The organism is Acinetobacter vivianii, assembly GCF_014635885.1.
Lineage (GTDB): Bacteria > Pseudomonadota > Gammaproteobacteria > Pseudomonadales > Moraxellaceae > Acinetobacter > Acinetobacter vivianii.
Map to the genome: position 1 here is coordinate 22,650 of NZ_BMDR01000015.1, position 16,418 is coordinate 39,067.

Consider the following 16,418-nt stretch of genomic DNA (forward strand, 5'->3'; position numbering starts at 1 on the left):
TAAGGATACCATTTTTTATACACCTACCATAAAGATAGAGTAAATTTTTCAATCCGCATTTAAGGGTAGTGGGACACCCATTTTTCAATCCGCATTTAAAGGTAGTGGGACACCTATTGAATTTACTATAGTAAATTTATGCCTATAAGTCAATCTAGGGTAAAGGCTGATCTATGATCATAAAGAAATATTTTCGATACCGATGCTTGGTCATTTCAGCAAATTAGCTGAAAAGACCAGGCATCTAATTTAACGATCAATTTTAAGAGGTTATGAAAGGAGGGGTTTTGTCAGAATGGTCAATTACTTTTTAGGGATACCGCCAACCATCGTAATAGGTAAAAGTTTAAAATCATATCTTTCATTACGGCCTTTCTTTCCGTACCAATACAAATGCCAGTGTGAACGTCTCAAGTGTGGCATTCTTTTACCTGCACCTTTTTGCTGAGTCTTGGCCGTTTCTAATTCATCATAAACTTTCTTAAACGCTTTGGCCGTCTCAGTGCCGACTAAATAGGTTTTATACTTGGTTGCTTCAAATAGGCGTTTATCATTCTTTACCGTTGTAAATTTTACAGGCTTGTTGTCACTATCTGGAGTTAAAGGGGTTACTTCAGGTTTTTCTTGGCTAAACCATAACACCAGATTGATTAATTTTTTCTGAATATCAAGTCTGATATTGAGTTCATCTTGCATGGTTGTAGGGTCATAATCTTGCTGAAATGTATCTACAAAATCGCCTAGACTCGATTCAATGTCCTGATCTTCAGTCAAAGTAATAACGATTGTTCTAGGCATCCCATTATCTAAATAGAGGGTAGACACTAAGACACGTTGATCATTTAATTCAGTAACGCAAAAAATGACACCTACGACCTTATCCGAATTAAAGTAAAGTTTTGCGTTGTCAGTTTGAATATAAACGCTCAGATCTGGAAGATTGATAATGTAGTTCGGAATGACACCATCAAAACTTGTCTTCAGCAGCTCATTAATAACTACATCATCAAAACGATAAATATTTTTAGTGAGCATCCAGTTCCCAAGCGTAACTAGCTCACCAGTTGTCACAGGCAGTTCATCTAATAATTCTTTTGGTATCTGTTCCCCTGCTCTCAGATTATCAGCCCAAGCGGGCTTTTTTACTGAAATCCCAAAGTGTGACATGGCACCTTTTAAAGCTGTCTCATAAACGGAGGTATCCCCTGCTTTAGAAGACTTACTTATACCTAGACCAACAGGCAAATGATTTTTTTGGTTTTGGAGCATTTTTTCAATAATGCTCATATTTCTAGCTTGCTCATTTTGTTGTTCAACAAGCTTTTGTTTCATTTCATGATGAACGTCTAAAGCTGAATAAATCCAATCATCCCAAGATAATAATAGGCTTATATCTTCGCTCTTATCTTTGCGCTGTTTGTGATTATAGATTGCTCTTTGCTCTACCCTTTTCATAATTCCAGTTAGATGAGTTTTCATGTGGTTTAAGCGTGTAGAAACCACCTTTAAAGGAATTACAAATTCATCTTTTAATGTTGCCATATTAAGCCCACAGTTTTTTCATAAAAACACAAGATATAGTGGAGATCCGCAGCTCGACCGATACTAGATATTGTGTTTTGGTTACTATCGCCCTCTGTACCTGTCATTACGATAGCAACGGGGTACAGTCGGTTGATTGCTCAAATTGAACTTAGCATTGCCCAAGCTAAAGCTTGAGCAATACGTGCGTTAAATTTCGAGCTAAAATTATACATTAAATGTTTTGTACTCACAAATCATTATGGGTATAATATCTTTGTTAGGTCGATTGGCGATCTAAATAAAAGAGGTCTTTATACCATGATTGAAAAAGAACAACTTACCTTAGAATTACCCGCAGTTGATATAGAGCCGAGCTACAACAACAGTAAGGGCAAATATACAGTAGATATATCGCATATCTATCGTTTTTATATTCTTATTAACTGGCTTGGTGTTCTTGAGAAAAGCAAGGTTTTAAAAAAAGGTACTGATGCCATTTTTGAATGTGACAATGAAACTATTGCCGATGAAATTTTAGATTGTATTGCAAGCTGTAAAAAGAGAAAGATTTATAAAGTACCTAACTTTAACCCTATTTGTATTACTGGGCTTGATAAGGTATCTGTAAACCATTGGAAATTTGCCGTTGAAAGAAAACTAGGCTATGAAAAATCTCAATACTTCCGATCAGTAACAAGCAAATGGGATTTTTAACACCTACCCTATTTAAAATAATTAGCCTAAGCAGTCGCAACCCTGCGGGATTGCTCGGCCAATCCCGATCAGGGGCGAATGGGAGTAGTTGCCGTTCTTCGGTCAGCTCGCCAAAATCACAGATTTTGTCGGCCTCACTCGAACGTTGCAACGGTAATCAAGGAGGGAAGATTTTTCCAGTACGTCAGTTCGCAAAGTAGACACTTTGCTCTATAACATTCCCTAGAGATCAGTTACACAAAATTACCTATATTGTTTTGTACTCACAAATCAATATAGGTATAATATTTTTATTAGGTCGATTGGCGATCTAATCATAAAATCAGGAACTTATACCATGAATCAATTACTTTCTTTAGACACTAAAGTATATGTTTTAACTTATGACGGGATGCCAAAGTGTGCCTTTAGCACAGAAGAAAAGTGTAATCAGGCTATTTATGAACATGATGATCAAGACTTGAATTTATTAGATTGGGAATGCATGACATTTAAAGAATGGCAAAAAGTCCATAGCAAAGCAGGTTTATTAGGCCAAGCTGATATTGATAGTTAAGAGAAGCCCCGTAAGGGGCTTTTTAGTGCCTAGCTGCTCGATACAGCGCGTTTAGATCGGCAGCCGTGCAAAACCATCGGCCAGAAAGTAAAACCCGCCTTATAGCAAAATAGAAACGTTACACAAATTAACATATATTGTTTTGTACTCACAAATCAATAAGGGTATAATATTTTTATTAGGTCGATTGGCGATCTAATTAAAAAATAGGAACTTATACCATGATTAACCAAGATGATGATTTAAAAGCAGCTCGTTTAAAAAATTTTGAGGAACGTCAAAGCAAACGTTTAGAACGTTATGAAGAATTAGCAGATAAGGCAACTTCAAAAAGTACAGCTTATTTTCAGCGTTCAAGTGAAATGGCTGATTGTATCCCTTTCGGACAGCCTATTTTAGTCGGCCATCATAGTGAAAAACGTGATCGTAATTTTAGAGCTAAGATTCACTCAACTATGGGCAAGTCTGTTGAGGAAATGAAAAAAGCTGAATACTACGAGAATAAAGCTGCAAGCGTTGGTACAGGTGGTATTTCAAGTGACGACCCAAATGCACCAGATAAATTACAGGCTAAGCTAGAGGGGCTGCAAAAGGCACAAGAGCGCATGAAAGCAGCTAACAAACTGATCAGAAAAGTTACTGACCGTGAAGAATGCTTAAAGGGGCTTATTGAGTTAGGACTATCTGAAAAAGTGGCTTTAGAAGTCCTTACACCTCTATATGGGCGTTGTGGCTTTCCTGCTTATGCATTACAGAATAATAATGCAGAAATTAAACGCTTAAAGTCACGTATTGCAGAATTGAATGCGATTGAAGAAAGACCAACTCAGGAAGTAGAAACAGACCTCTATAAATATTCTGAGTGCAAGATTGAAAATCGTTGCATGTTTATTTTTGAGGGTAAACCTAGTGACGAGATCCGCCAGATTTTAAAAGGTAATGGTTTTAAATGGTCACCAAGTCGCGGGGCTTGGGTACGTCAATTAAATGCAAATGGAATTGGTGCCTCTAAACGTGTCATGAATCAATTAAACGCAATGTAAATAATGCAGATAGAAAGGGGGTTCCCTTTCTATCTATAGCATAGCTTTAGTTACACAAATTAACCCATATTGTTTTGTACTCACAAATCAATATGGGTATAATGTATTTATTAGGTCGATTGGCGATCTAATCATAAAATCAGGAACTTATACCATGTCTAACCAAGTTAATAATACTGAAGAATTAACCATTGAAGAACGCTTGAATCAATTCAAGAGTGGTGACCTAGTAAGTGTATATTGTCGCGGGCGTTGGTTCATCCAGTGGGTTGAAACAGTGAGTGTGCCAACAAGTAAAAAGCCATTAATCTGGTGTGTCCAACTTATGCAATTACCTTACAAGTTGCCCTTAGAAGATGAGGGGAAAACGTGGATAAAAGGAATCCATGAGTCGATATTAAAAGCAGCAGGACTCTAAGACTACATAGGAATAGAAAGGGAAAACCCTTTCTATTTTTTTTACGCCTGCAACATTAATTAACATATATTGTTTTGTACTCACAAATCAATATATGTATAATAGGTTTATTAGGTCGATTGGCGATCTAATTAAAAAAAGGTGTTTCGTAATGAAAAAATTAGCATATTCAAATGGCCGTTTCTTTTATGAGGGTAGCCAAGTTATTACCAATAAATTAACTGGTACTGTTTACTATGTTTCATTAGAAGAAAAATGCGTTGTGGCCTACAAAGGACGGGCAAAGAAACCATTCTTATATAATGGCTTTTCAAATATTGAGAATATGAAAGAAGCCGTTAAAAAGTCGATAGAAAGTGATAACAGATCATATTCAAATAAAATTGCCGATAAAGAAGCAGAAAAGCAAAGTCTAGCGAAATTCAGAAAGGACTTAGAAATCGGAACGATTTTGTATAGCTCTTGGGGATGGGAACAAACCAACGTAGAGTTTTATCAAGTCATAGACAAATCAGGCGCGTTTTGCACGATACGCGAGATTGGTCAAATGCTTGACCCACAGACAGACATGCAAGGTTATGTTGTTCCCACACCAAATGAATTTGTAGGGGAACCAATGCAGAAAAAAATCATGAATGGCTATGTTGTCATTCACAAGTCTGCAAATGCTTCACCACTCAGCTATGAGACATTGCCAACAGGTACAAAAGTTTATAAACGCTGTTATACGTCATCCTACGCTTGATCAAAGCCCCGTAAGGGGCTTTTTAGTGCCTAGCTGCTCGATACAGCGCGTTTAGATCGGCAGCCGTGAAAACCATCGGCTAGAAAGTAAAACCCGCCTTATAGCAATATAAGAACGGCACACAACTTAACACATATTGTTTTGTGCTAACAAATCAATAAGGGTATAATATTTTTATTAGGTCGATTGGCGATCTAATTAAAAAATAGGAACTTATACCATGCTTAATAAGCAAGAAACATTACAGGCTATGTTGGATAATACAGTGACCCATCAAGAAATGATTGAATATGGCTATGATTGGGGCGGTATGATGCCAATAGGTAAAGATAGAGCCTTAGAGCTGCACAATAGCAGTGAGGTTTATAAACTTTATGAGGATGGAAGCGAAAGCCTGGTCTATGAAGAAATAGAAATCAAAGAGCATAACGGACTTTTTGGTCTGCATCGAGAAGATGCATATAGAGTTTTAAATAAGCAGAAAAACAATATCTAGCAGTTACATAAAATTACCCATATTGTTTTGTACTCACAAATCAATATGGGTATAATGTCTTTATTAGGTCGATTGGCGATCTAATTAAAAAACAGGAATTTATACCATGACTGAATTAGTTTTATTATCACCTGAAGAAATTCAAAAGATGCGTTATGACAGCTTTAATCAAGCTGATCTAAAAGCATTCCAGAGCTTACAAGCTGCTGACTATCCGACTTATTCAATTGCTATGGCTCATACACTCTACATGTGGGAAAACACGTTGTTTCATGAAGCTAGACGGCTTAGTGACAACTATCGAGGTGCAGGAATATGGGAAACAAAAAGCGGTTTTTTTGTTCTGCAATCTGATGATGTATTTACATGTGAAACTGGTTACGGTGAAACCTTTGAACTTAATGCCCTTGAATTTTCAATTGTGGCTAATCTCTTTGCATTATCAAAAGTATCTATCATGTCATTGAACAAAAACCGTGATGTAAACCGGAGAGCTGTATTTTTTAGTGATTACATAAAAGATGTAATCTCAAAAAATAGAGATATTCTAAATACTCGTGCAATTTACATACTCATAGATTAAAAGAAAGAAGCCCCGCAAGGGGCTTTTTAGTGGCCTAGCTGCTCGATACAGCGCGTTTAGATCGGTAGCCGTGCAAAACCATCGGCCAGACTGTAAAACAGCCTGAAAGGGATTTAAAAGCAGTTACATAAAATTACCCATATTGTTTTGTACTCACAAATCAATATGTGTATAATGGGCTTATTAGGTCGATTGGCGATCTAATCAAAAAGGATAAAATCATGTCTACTAAAATTTTACCAGTTCAACAAATCGCTTTAATGGCAAACTACATGCTTAATAAGAACAATCAAGGGCTATCGTTGGCAGATATATACTTTGAAGAAGCACTCAAAAAAGACAGGCTGATGTACTACAGTACAGGCCGTGAGATCGAAGCTGATAGCTTCCTTGTGGGTTGCTTATGTGTGTTAAAAGATCAGGACGATATACCTTTTGAATTGCTTGCAGGGGCAATGATATTTGTCAATGTATGGCAGGTTAAAAAAAACCAAGATTTAGGAATGAGTAAAAAGGAAATCCATGCAGAGGGGCAGGCACTACTAGATGAAATATTGCTACTGGAGGAATCAACCAAAGAGCAATCTAAAAATCTTTCTGCTATACAGTTTTTAAAAATGATTGAGGATTTAGAGATTAATTCAAAATCATTTAAAGATTATAAGCACACATTTTGCAGTTTATTGATAGACGTTTGCAAAATGAATGCGGTTCAAATTTCTAATGACTTTGCCCAATTAAATATTATGAACTAATGAAAAGGGGAGTACCCCTTTTCTTTATTTTGGAGAAATTAAGTGATGCAACAACCAGAACAGCAAGAAATGAAAAATAAACTCATGCAGGGCATAAAAGCTATAGAGCAACTTTTTGCTATAGCAGAGGGAAAGACAGAGCAAAGCTTTGTCGTCCGTAAATTTTTGCTAGGCTGCTTTGATAGCCAGAAATTTAAATTTGATCTTACAGAATTTAGAAAATTAGATTCAAGTGTATTCCAAGCTTGTGTATCGGTATTAGAGATCGAAAGACTAGAATCAAATCTAGTTGATGAGTATTTAGATAGCCCTGAATATCAGGCTCTAGCAAAAAAATGGGAATTGTTGGAATCATGGGCTGAGGTTCTGGAATTTAAAAAGGAAGCCAGAACAGTAAGATTTTCATAAGCCAAACTGTCTAACGTAGTGAATAATTCGCCCGCAATTTTTTTGCGGGTTTGACTCTAATGAAGCAAAAAAATTGCGGTTCATTGCGTCTCAGATTTATTGATTTAAAGAATGGAGAAGCTATGCAGAGTAAATCTCAGAATAGGGGCATTAGCCTAATAGGGGTAATGCTTATAACGCTAATAGGTATATTAGTAGCATTTAATAACTTAGATCGGGCAGATGAAATACTGAGAGTTCTAAAGATTAGTGTAAATACAGCTTTAGTATTTATCGCAGGTTTAATTTATCTATTCCATAAAAAAAAGGATAAATGGAAAAGAGCAAATAAAAATTTTAGCTTCAGTATTTGTACTTTTGTACTGGTGGCGATTCTAGCAATATTTTTTAATGCAATTGCATAAGGTAGAAAGCAATGAACAATGCACAGTTTAAGATTGAATGCTTCAGAAATGGCTTATACAGTCCTGAGCAAGTAATCGAATACTTTAAACAGGTAGTTGAGGAAACGAGCTTCGATAAACGTGATGCACAACAATGGATGAATGGAAGATCAGATAAAATATATCTAATTCCTAAATCAGCTATTGCAGTATTAGAGACATTGGCAAATACAAGAAATTCAATTATTGAAAGGGAAAAACAACAACAGGCTAATGGTGAAGAAACACGTTATAAATATTTATTCAAAAATGAAATAAATCTTTGGAATGAATATCCAGAGTTTTTTCATTTACCAATCAATGTATACAACTCAGTTATCGTAGAACTCAAAATTGAAATTTCGGGTTATTACGAGCATTTATAGAGCAAAGTGTCTACTTTGCGAACTGACGTACTGGAAAAATCTTCCCTCCTTGATTACCGTTGCAACGTTCGAGTGAAGCCGACAAAATCTGTGATTTTGGCGAGCTGACCGAAGAACGGCAACTACTCCCATTTGCCCCTGATCGGGATTGGCCGAGCAATCCCGCAGGGTTGCGACTTTAAGATTTTTTAGCAGTGAATATTTTAAATAATCCATATAAAATTGAGTAAATAAATAAAATAAAATAGAACCAAAAAAACCAAGTCGCTATCAAAGGCATCTTAAATAAAATTGCAATAATAGATGAGAAAAATAAGATGAAACTTCCATAAAAAACAAATTTAACCCATCCTTTACGATCAAATAGATTTATGGCATATACAACCGAAATTATGATCTGTGGGAGGATTAAAAGATAAAGATTATCTGAAGTAATCATACATTAGCTTTCCTCACTTTTTGAGTTATCTACCACAATGCTTTTTGCCTTTCTTGACTGTTCGCGTTCAGTGATAAATTTATCACCTGAAATTTTTAATTGTTGAAAAAGTCCATTATTTGATTTTGCTTTTTCCATTGCATCTAAAAGCAATCCAGTAATGATTCCTTTATCTTCAGTTGGAAAGTCTACCATTTCAAAAAGAGCACCAATTGAAATAAGCTTATGCTCACGTTTCTTACGATCTTTAGCTTGGGCAACTTGTGCTTCTTTTTTCAAACTTGCCAGTAATTTTTTTTCATCCTCTTTAATTTTATCAAGCTCTAAACGTGCTTTATATTTTTTGAACTCATTTTTCATCACACGTTCAAAAGAGCTAATTTGCTGTTTAGTTGGGCTACCTGATTCGATACTACTAACTAATGTAAGAATTATATCTTCAGTTTGTGTTTTGTTCTCAAGCTTCTTTAGTCGCTCTATTTCTTCTGCAACAAATGTCTTTTGATCATTTGTAAATTTGAAACTTTCGAGATTCATAATAATTACTCCAAATCATAAATACTGAGTACAAATAATATCACAGTAAAAACTTCAAATTCTCAAAAAATATACTACTAAACAAAAAACCTTATGAGTTCGCAAAGGCAGGAACCCTGTCAATATTTTTCAGATCGAACGGCAGCCATAGGCTCACGGCTCGTCTGAAAACATATTGATCAGCACACCATATAAAAACACACTCTAATAAAAGGGGGTGTTAACGAAGTGACAACCCCCGTTGACCCACTGGCGAAGTGCTAGGGATTCATAAGGGAATTATTCCCTTATGTGGGGTTTGGGGCGAAGCTCCATATCTATAAAAAAACTTTACAAAAAAATCCCAAAATTTGCCAAAAAAACCGCTTTTAAAATCAATGCTTTGCATTGCTTTAAAATCGGACAAATGCAAGCATTTGTATTGTCACTTGTAGCGAATATATTGAGAGGGTATCATGACTACAGCAGTAGGAATGCACGCTTACGCGTTTCTCTCCGAGAAACAAAAAAGCAAAAGCATCAAAAGGGCAAATATGGCGATCTATCACTTATCAGTAAAGAACGGGAAACAATACGGTTCTTCGGGAAGTCGAGGGGCAAGCCACTACGCCTATATAAACCGTGATGGAAAATATAAAAGAGATGATTTAGAGAATCTTGAATCTGGGAACCTGCCAAGTTGGGCTAGAGATGCTGCTCACTTTTGGAAGTCAGCAGATAAGAATGAACGTATTAATGGTCGTATCTATAAAGAATTAGAAATCTCATTACCTAGAGAATTGAGTGAAGAACAACGACTTGAATTAGTTAGATCATTTGTCAAAGATACTCTAGGTGATAACTTCACATATTCATTTGCCATTCATACCCCTATTGCCAGTGATGGTGAACAAAACCCTCATGTTCATTTAATGTTTTGTGAAAGAAAACTTGATGGTATTGAACGTACTGAAGAACAATTTTTTAAAAGATATAACTCTAAAAATCCAGAATTAGGTGGGGCAGGTAAAGATCGTTACTTTACTTCAAGAACCTTTGTTGTTGATACCCGTTTAGAGTGGGCTAACCATGTAAATGATTTTTGTGAAAAACTTGGGATTGATGCTCGTATTGATCATAGAAGTTTTAAAGAACAGGGCGTTGAACTATCAAGCCAGAACTTTAGGGCTGAATATGTTAGTAATCATAAGTATCTTATTAATGAAGATATTAAGAAAGTACGTCAACGTAATGGCGAAATTATTATTGAGCGTCCAAGTGAAGCAATTCGTGCTTTAACTTCTAATCAATCTTATTTTACTTTCCGAGAACTTGAACGCTTTTTAATGGGTCATACAGATGGTGAAGAACAATATTTAAAAGCATACGAATCAGTTTTATTGTCACCAGAAATGGCAATGTTGCGAGGTAAAGATCAGATTGTTCTTTCATCTAATGAGTTGGTTGGAATTGAAGAATCTATTTCTACTTTCATCTATAACGCAAATGAGCAAAGCCGTATCGAGAAGCCTTTCAATCTGGTAGAGAAATTACCTTTAAATTCTGTTCGTGTTGCAGAAACCAGAACATTTAATCCAGAACAAGAAAAAGCATTTTATACTTTAACTTCTACTGATCGAATCAGCTTACTTAATGGTTCAGCAGGGACAGGAAAGTCTTATGTACTAAGTGCAGTTTCAGAAGCCTATAAAGATTCAGATTATAAAGTTTATGGTATTGCACTTCAGGCAATTACTGCTAAAGCAATTTCTAAAGATTGTGATGTACCAAGTAGTACGATTGCTTCATTCTTATCTAAATATGAAAGTGGTAATTTAGAAATTAATAATAAGACTGTATTGATCTTGGATGAAGCCGGAATGGTAGGTTCAAGAGATATGCAGAAGCTTTTAATGATTGTAGAAAAGCATGATGCTCAAATTAAATTGGTAGGTGACAGTTATCAATTAAATGCAGTAAGTGCGGGTGCTGCATTTGCTCATATTCAAAAACACCTTGATAGCAAAAATATTGCTTCACTTGAAGATATTCAACGTCAAAAATATGCAGATGAAGCACCTAAAATGTTAGAAGCTTCTAAACTACTTTCTAAGCATGAAGTTGGTAAAGCAATTGATATTTATAAATCAATTAACATGGTTAATGAGTATGAATCACATGATTTAGCTATGGCTAAAACAATTAAGTCTTGGGGTGAAGATTCTACTGAAAGTAAATTGATACTTGCTCATTCTAATAGTGATGTAAACGAACTCAATCTAATGGCGAGAAGTTTGCTTATTAAGCAAGGTAAATTGAGTAAAGAACACGTTGTTGTTAAAAACTATCAAGGTGATATTAAACTTGCCATTGGTGAGAAAATTGTATTCAAGCAAAACAATTCATATATGAAAGTCAGCAATGGCGAAGTTGGTAAAGTTATTGGTTTTGAGAAAGATCAACATAACAATATTAAATCAATGATGGTTGAATCTGATTCAGATAAACGGGTCATTAAAGTTGATTTGAATGAATACAACCAATTCAAATATGGCTATGCAAATACAATTCACTCGTCACAGGGTATGACAGTTGATAGTGCTTATATTCTTGCAAGCGAAAACATGAATGCCAACCTTACCTATGTTGCTTTAACTCGTCATAAGAAAAACTTGCAAGTTAATTACAGTGCTCTAACGTTTGCCACTAATGAAAAGGAATTTGTTAAACGTCCAGATGGTAAGATTTCTTATGATCATAATTACCAACCAGTAGAAAAGCCAATTACTGCATTTGATAATTTCAAAAAGGTTCTCTCTCGATCTGAGACTAAAGCGTTCACTACTGACTTCTCAGTTGTAGAAGCTAAAGACAAATTGGTTAAGGCATATCTGCAAGATCATCGTCATCATATCGAGACTAAGCGTGAACTGTTTGGGTTGAATAGTCACCTTTACAACTTAACTTCAGAAAATAAAACATTCACTAAAGATGAAATTATTTCTGAAGTACGTGCAGAGTTGAAGTCAAACGCTATCTTGGGTGAGAACATTGTTAAGTTCCATGGAAAACTCGATATTGCTAAAGGTGAGTTATTGAAACTTGAAAGTGATGTAGAGATCAAAACTGGATTGTTTAAGAAAGTTACTTTTGAGAAAGGTACAGAATTTAAAGTTATTGATGCCTACAAAGTAAAAGATCAACCAGTTATGAAAGCAAGAATTAAAGGTAATGAGTTTGAGATTCCATTTAATAAACTGAATATCAGTTACTCAGATAAATACTTTAATGAGTTTAGAGATAAGTCTAAACATAGATTTGAAGCTCGTAATAAAACTGAGGTTTATAGTCAGTTTAGAGAACAGCTTTTAAAACAGAAAGCCAATGCACCTAAAGACAATTTGAATGCGCCGAATCACCGCATTAAACAAAGTCATAACGTGCAAAAGCGTAATACTCCAAAAATTTAAACGAGGATTGTTTTATGAATAATTTTATCCATAACGGCAAACTTGTAAATGTTGAGGATGATGTTTTAACTCAAGCAATTTTGCAAGATTGTTACCAAAAGGGCATACGTCCTACTTGTTCATGTTTACCAGATAAAAATATCGAAATGTATATTGCCAAAATTGGCGATAACTTTGTTCTCAAAAGAATGCCAAATAGTGCAGATCAACATCACTTTGATTGCTTGAGCTATGAGCCACCGAATGAAATTTCGGGTCTTGGTGAGGTCATGGGCGAAGCCATTAAGACTGATGAAACTGGTGCAAGCGTATTAAAATTTGAGTTCAGTTTATCTAAGAGTAATGTCACTAAACAGGCACCGACTCCAAGTGAAACGCCTAAAGATACAGTGAAAGCTGAAACGGCCAAACTTACTTTAAAGGGTACGCTTGATTATTTGCTTGATGAAGCGTTGTTGAACCGACATAGACCTAATATGAGACATAATTGGTTCCAGTTCCGTAAGGCTCTAAAAATTGCATTAAACGATAAAAAGAACAAAAAGGACGATCTTAGTTCCCTGGTCTACATTCCAGAATATTACGATCAAACCAAACACAATGAGATTGAAGCCCGCAGAAAAGCAGAGCTTGCAGATCTGAAAGTTAAAGGTACTAAACGGCCATTAAAGATATTCATTGGTGTAATTAAGTCTATTGATGATGCTCGTTTTGATGGTGGCCGGATTATTCTTAAACATGCCCCAACGTTGCATTTATTTATGGATGCAAAAATGTATACCCGTGTTAAAAAACGCTTTGAACCGGAGCTGGAGCAGGCACAGTATCATGAAGATGTAAGTCTACTTGCCATTGGTACTTTTGGTTTTGCTGAAAGTGGTATCGCCAAGATCGAAGAAATAGCGTTAGTGCCATTAAATAGTAGTTGGTTGCCGTTTGATAGTCTTGAAGAAAAAGAGCTGCTAGACACGCTTACAATGCAAAATAGATCATTCATTAAGTGCTTGCGATATAACCTTTCAAAGAACACACCAATTGCGAATATCCTTTTAACTGATACTGACCCACCAACGGCATTCTATTTAACCAATAATGAAACTGAAGAATCATATATTGCTGAAGCAAAAGAACTGATTGCCAACAGTGAGTTTGTTTCCGTTTTAGTGAATCTGGATAGAGAAGTGGTTGAGATACCACCACCGCAGCACAAGCCAATGATTGAGTACAACGGATAATTAGAGGAGAATTTATGCGTCTTTTAATAGCACTTATTTCACCGTGGTTGACCTTTTTTACGATTGGCCGTCCAATTGCAGGGGTAATATGCCTAGTGCTGCAAATTACAGTAATTGGGTGGCTTCCCGCTACGATCTGGGCTGTGTTTGCTCTATCTGAATATAAGACAGATAAGAAGATAAAAAAGGCACTGAGCCAGAACCAACAGTAAGATAAAAGAAAAGCCCCAATTATGGGGCTTTTTATTGATCTTCAGGACTAAACTAAAACTACGTTCGTTTAGTCCTAAAAAATAATTGAATGTATGGCTGCATAATATAAGTATATAATAATTAAAAATCCTGATAATAAATAACAATGAATTTTAATATAAAGATTATTATTCATATTATTTATGTTGTCGATAGTGTATTTAAAAGCTGCGAAGAAAAGCAGCATATATATAACGGAGGGATAAGTGCTTAAATATATATTGTACTTTGAAAATCCAGTAGCTCTAATGAAAAGGTCATTGTTCAGTGCGATTATATTTGTATATGGTTTTGCAAATGGCATCATATATAAGTTGCAATATATATAAAGTGGTAATAGCCAAAAAAGTAACAGCAAGACTTTTAGGTATTGAGTTTTTTGAATAGTTTTTTTCATTTCATCTTTCGCCATGAATAAATCCTGAAACAGCAGCATCATTTAAAACAATTTCCGTTCCATTGCTTGCTTTAAAGAGGTAGTTGCTTGTGAAAAAATCATTTCTTAGTTCACCTTTTATTAAGCATTTATCATTTTCTTGATCAACCAATTTAGCGATTGAGCAATAATCTTTGCTTAAAAGTACAGTAGTATTTTTTGCAGGAACTAAATAGAAATAAAGCTTAAAAATTAATATGATAACTATTACAACTGCAATTAAGATTGTATTGATATTCTTGATCATTAGGTTCTCTTGGCACTAAATCAGACAGGGAAAATATAGCATAATTTGTTTTGTGCTTACAAATCATTTAGTGTGTTAATGTGGCTATGGTAATTTTGGAATCTTTGGTTATATTTCTGATATTCATAGAACTTAATTAGCTCAATATTGAAGTCTGTAAATAAGGACTTCAATTGAGCATCTAATGAATCTGAAAGCTCACCATGTTTATAGATTAGAAGTATTGATTCAGCGGGAAGAAAGTTTGATGTATAGAAAAGAATCTTGTATTCAGAAAGATCAAATTTTTCATATAAGTAACTAAAGTCAGAACGAGGTATTAATATTGATGAGTATATTTTTAAAAAGTTATTTAGTCCTGTACGATCTAAAGAAATTAAATCTAAACGGCCTGTTATTGAAACCTGTGTATTTAATCTGGATGCAATATACTGTGCTGAAGCTAGATGATGTGACCCACCATCATTAATTAGAAATAGCTTATCTGACCACCCATGCATCCTGAAATGGTCACTTGTATGTTTTTGATTGATAATTTTTATTTCTTTCCAAGCTAAATTTTTTTCTAAATAATCTTCTGTAACTTCAAAGTATTTAAGGCACCTCTGTTCAACAAAATGGGTCATATTGATGAAATCATTTAGAGGGCTTTTAGATGCAGAAAAACCATTAATATCAGAAATATCTATTGTGTGTGCTTTTATAGTTTTTTTTATGAAGATTGATTTAAGGTAGTGTGATAATTCTTGAATATCTTCAATATTATAATTTCCCCATATATCTTTATAATAGCCATTTAAAATTTCATGTAGTCTATCTAATTGAGCTATGCTACTTGCCCTTATAGAGTTTTTATTTAACCAGTAAATCTTATTTTGTTCATAAGAATAAAGAGCTTGTTCAAGCTCTTTATTCTTATAAGCTGTCTGTTCTTCATCCTGTTTAAAAAATTGGATATTAAACATTAGTTACCTCAAGATTTTAAAATGGTATGTAAGACTGTCTTTAACTCATTAATACTCATTAGATATGGTGCCTGTAACATGCCATCTATAAGAGTGATTATGAAGTTTGTTTTTTGCTTGTAGTTAGATATATAGGCTTTGAAAAGCAGGTCACAAACTGTTTGATTCAGCCACATGTAATAGTCATCAATGATCAATATACATGAGCTATCAATGAGTTCTGCCTTAGCTTTCTGGTAAAGCATCCCGTTATAGCCCACACTGTTTGATCTGGTGTAGAACCAGTCAATCACTATCTCTATCTGGCCTAGATAGTTACTATCTGGTAAGGATTCTATAGCGTCAATTAAACCTGACTTGATTTCAAAAATCTCATGATTTAAACATGCTTCATAAATATCAACTTTAGCAGGGAAATACTTGTAATAAGTCATTTTCGCTACTTTTGACTCAATTATAATTCTATCTACACCAATAGAATTAAAGCCACGTTGATAATATAGGTTTACCGCAGTATTTAATATATCTGCCTGCTTGCTTTTATTTTTCTGCATCACTCTTGCCTTGCTGATTAATCTGGTCTTTAAACTTCTCCCTATAACGATTTAATGTCATGTATGTAATATTAAAGTCTTTCGCAATTTGAGCATAAGATAAGCTTTTATACTCTGCTAAATTGCTTATTTTGTTTTGCAGTATAGTTATTAATTTTTGTTGCTGTTCTTCATTTAACGCAGGTTTACGACCCTTATATTTTTTGGCACGTTTTATAGGGTCATTTAATATATTGTCTATACCCTCTCTTTGA

General features: G+C 34.8%; 20 protein-coding genes. 14 read left to right on the forward strand and 6 right to left on the reverse strand.

Features of this window, described 5'->3' with window-relative positions:
- Window positions 1-303: 303 nt before the first annotated feature.
- Window positions 304-1,542: an AcrVA2 family anti-CRISPR protein gene (locus tag IEV36_RS18385; RefSeq protein WP_005254858.1), complete on the reverse strand. Its 1,239-nt coding sequence runs from the start codon at window positions 1,540-1,542 to the stop codon at window positions 304-306.
- Window positions 1,543-1,842: 300 nt separating this feature from the next.
- Between IEV36_RS18385 and IEV36_RS18390 the strand changes: the two genes are divergently transcribed.
- The 11 genes from IEV36_RS18390 (at window position 1,843) to IEV36_RS18440 (ending at window position 8,050) form a co-directional block, all read left to right on the forward strand.
- Entirely contained in the window at window positions 1,843-2,238 is a 396-nt protein-coding gene (locus IEV36_RS18390; RefSeq protein WP_005254859.1) for a hypothetical protein, read from the forward strand.
- 337 nt (window positions 2,239-2,575) lie between these two features.
- Complete coding sequence (locus IEV36_RS18395) at window positions 2,576-2,794, forward strand: hypothetical protein (RefSeq protein ID WP_005254861.1); 219 nt, start codon at window positions 2,576-2,578, stop codon at window positions 2,792-2,794.
- A gap of 221 nt (window positions 2,795-3,015) precedes the next feature.
- Complete coding sequence (locus IEV36_RS18400; protein ID WP_005254862.1) at window positions 3,016-3,837, forward strand: DUF3560 domain-containing protein; 822 nt, start codon at window positions 3,016-3,018, stop codon at window positions 3,835-3,837.
- A 154-nt stretch (window positions 3,838-3,991) separates the two neighbouring features.
- On the forward strand, window positions 3,992-4,255 hold the full coding sequence (locus IEV36_RS18405; RefSeq protein WP_005254864.1) for a hypothetical protein: 264 nt from the start codon (window positions 3,992-3,994) through the stop codon (window positions 4,253-4,255).
- A 151-nt stretch (window positions 4,256-4,406) separates the two neighbouring features.
- A complete protein-coding gene (locus tag IEV36_RS18410) occupies window positions 4,407-5,000 on the forward strand; it encodes a hypothetical protein (RefSeq protein ID WP_005254866.1) in 594 nt (197 codons plus the stop codon).
- 220 nt (window positions 5,001-5,220) lie between these two features.
- Window positions 5,221-5,496: a hypothetical protein gene (locus tag IEV36_RS18415; protein ID WP_005254868.1), complete on the forward strand. Its 276-nt coding sequence runs from the start codon at window positions 5,221-5,223 to the stop codon at window positions 5,494-5,496.
- Window positions 5,497-5,602: 106 nt separating this feature from the next.
- Complete coding sequence (locus IEV36_RS18420; RefSeq protein ID WP_005254869.1) at window positions 5,603-6,079, forward strand: hypothetical protein; 477 nt, start codon at window positions 5,603-5,605, stop codon at window positions 6,077-6,079.
- Window positions 6,080-6,300: 221 nt separating this feature from the next.
- Complete coding sequence (locus tag IEV36_RS18425; RefSeq protein WP_005254870.1) at window positions 6,301-6,834, forward strand: hypothetical protein; 534 nt, start codon at window positions 6,301-6,303, stop codon at window positions 6,832-6,834.
- A 45-nt stretch (window positions 6,835-6,879) separates the two neighbouring features.
- A complete protein-coding gene (locus IEV36_RS18430) occupies window positions 6,880-7,242 on the forward strand; it encodes a DUF7673 family protein (protein ID WP_005254871.1) in 363 nt (120 codons plus the stop codon).
- Window positions 7,243-7,301: 59 nt separating this feature from the next.
- A complete protein-coding gene (locus IEV36_RS18435; protein ID WP_155757673.1) occupies window positions 7,302-7,646 on the forward strand; it encodes a hypothetical protein in 345 nt (114 codons plus the stop codon).
- Between the two features lie 11 nt (window positions 7,647-7,657).
- Complete coding sequence (locus IEV36_RS18440) at window positions 7,658-8,050, forward strand: hypothetical protein (protein WP_005254875.1); 393 nt, start codon at window positions 7,658-7,660, stop codon at window positions 8,048-8,050.
- A gap of 442 nt (window positions 8,051-8,492) precedes the next feature.
- Here the strand turns inward: IEV36_RS18440 and IEV36_RS18445 are convergent, their stop codons facing one another.
- Window positions 8,493-9,026 (reverse strand): conjugal transfer protein TraD, encoded by a 534-nt coding sequence (locus IEV36_RS18445; protein ID WP_005254879.1) that lies wholly within the window; start codon window positions 9,024-9,026, stop codon window positions 8,493-8,495.
- 533 nt (window positions 9,027-9,559) lie between these two features.
- Here IEV36_RS18445 and IEV36_RS18450 point away from each other — a divergent pair.
- The 3 genes from IEV36_RS18450 to IEV36_RS18460 are packed head-to-tail and all read left to right on the forward strand — an operon-like array spanning window position 9,560 to window position 13,922.
- Complete coding sequence (locus IEV36_RS18450; protein ID WP_032863677.1) at window positions 9,560-12,475, forward strand: AAA family ATPase; 2,916 nt, start codon at window positions 9,560-9,562, stop codon at window positions 12,473-12,475.
- A gap of 14 nt (window positions 12,476-12,489) precedes the next feature.
- Window positions 12,490-13,710, forward strand: a complete 1,221-nt coding sequence (locus tag IEV36_RS18455; protein ID WP_005254883.1) for a DUF1173 family protein — start codon at window positions 12,490-12,492, stop codon at window positions 13,708-13,710.
- Between the two features lie 14 nt (window positions 13,711-13,724).
- Window positions 13,725-13,922 carry a YqaE/Pmp3 family membrane protein gene (locus IEV36_RS18460; RefSeq protein WP_005254885.1) on the forward strand — a complete coding sequence of 66 codons (198 nt, stop codon included), beginning with the start codon at window positions 13,725-13,727 and terminating at the stop codon, window positions 13,920-13,922.
- Between the two features lie 438 nt (window positions 13,923-14,360).
- Here IEV36_RS18460 and IEV36_RS18465 read toward each other — a convergent pair whose 3' ends face one another.
- The 4 genes from IEV36_RS18465 to IEV36_RS18480 form a co-directional block, all read right to left on the reverse strand.
- A complete protein-coding gene (locus IEV36_RS18465) occupies window positions 14,361-14,645 on the reverse strand; it encodes a hypothetical protein (RefSeq protein ID WP_005254888.1) in 285 nt (94 codons plus the stop codon).
- 56 nt (window positions 14,646-14,701) lie between these two features.
- A complete protein-coding gene (locus IEV36_RS18470) occupies window positions 14,702-15,610 on the reverse strand; it encodes a DUF6685 family protein (protein ID WP_005254890.1) in 909 nt (302 codons plus the stop codon).
- 8 nt (window positions 15,611-15,618) lie between these two features.
- A complete protein-coding gene (locus tag IEV36_RS18475; RefSeq protein WP_005254897.1) occupies window positions 15,619-16,164 on the reverse strand; it encodes a TetR/AcrR family transcriptional regulator in 546 nt (181 codons plus the stop codon).
- Window positions 16,151-16,418 (reverse strand): helix-turn-helix domain-containing protein (locus IEV36_RS18480; RefSeq protein WP_188393560.1); only part of this gene is annotated, 268 nt, incomplete at its 5' end. The genes IEV36_RS18475 and IEV36_RS18480, both read right to left, overlap by 14 nt.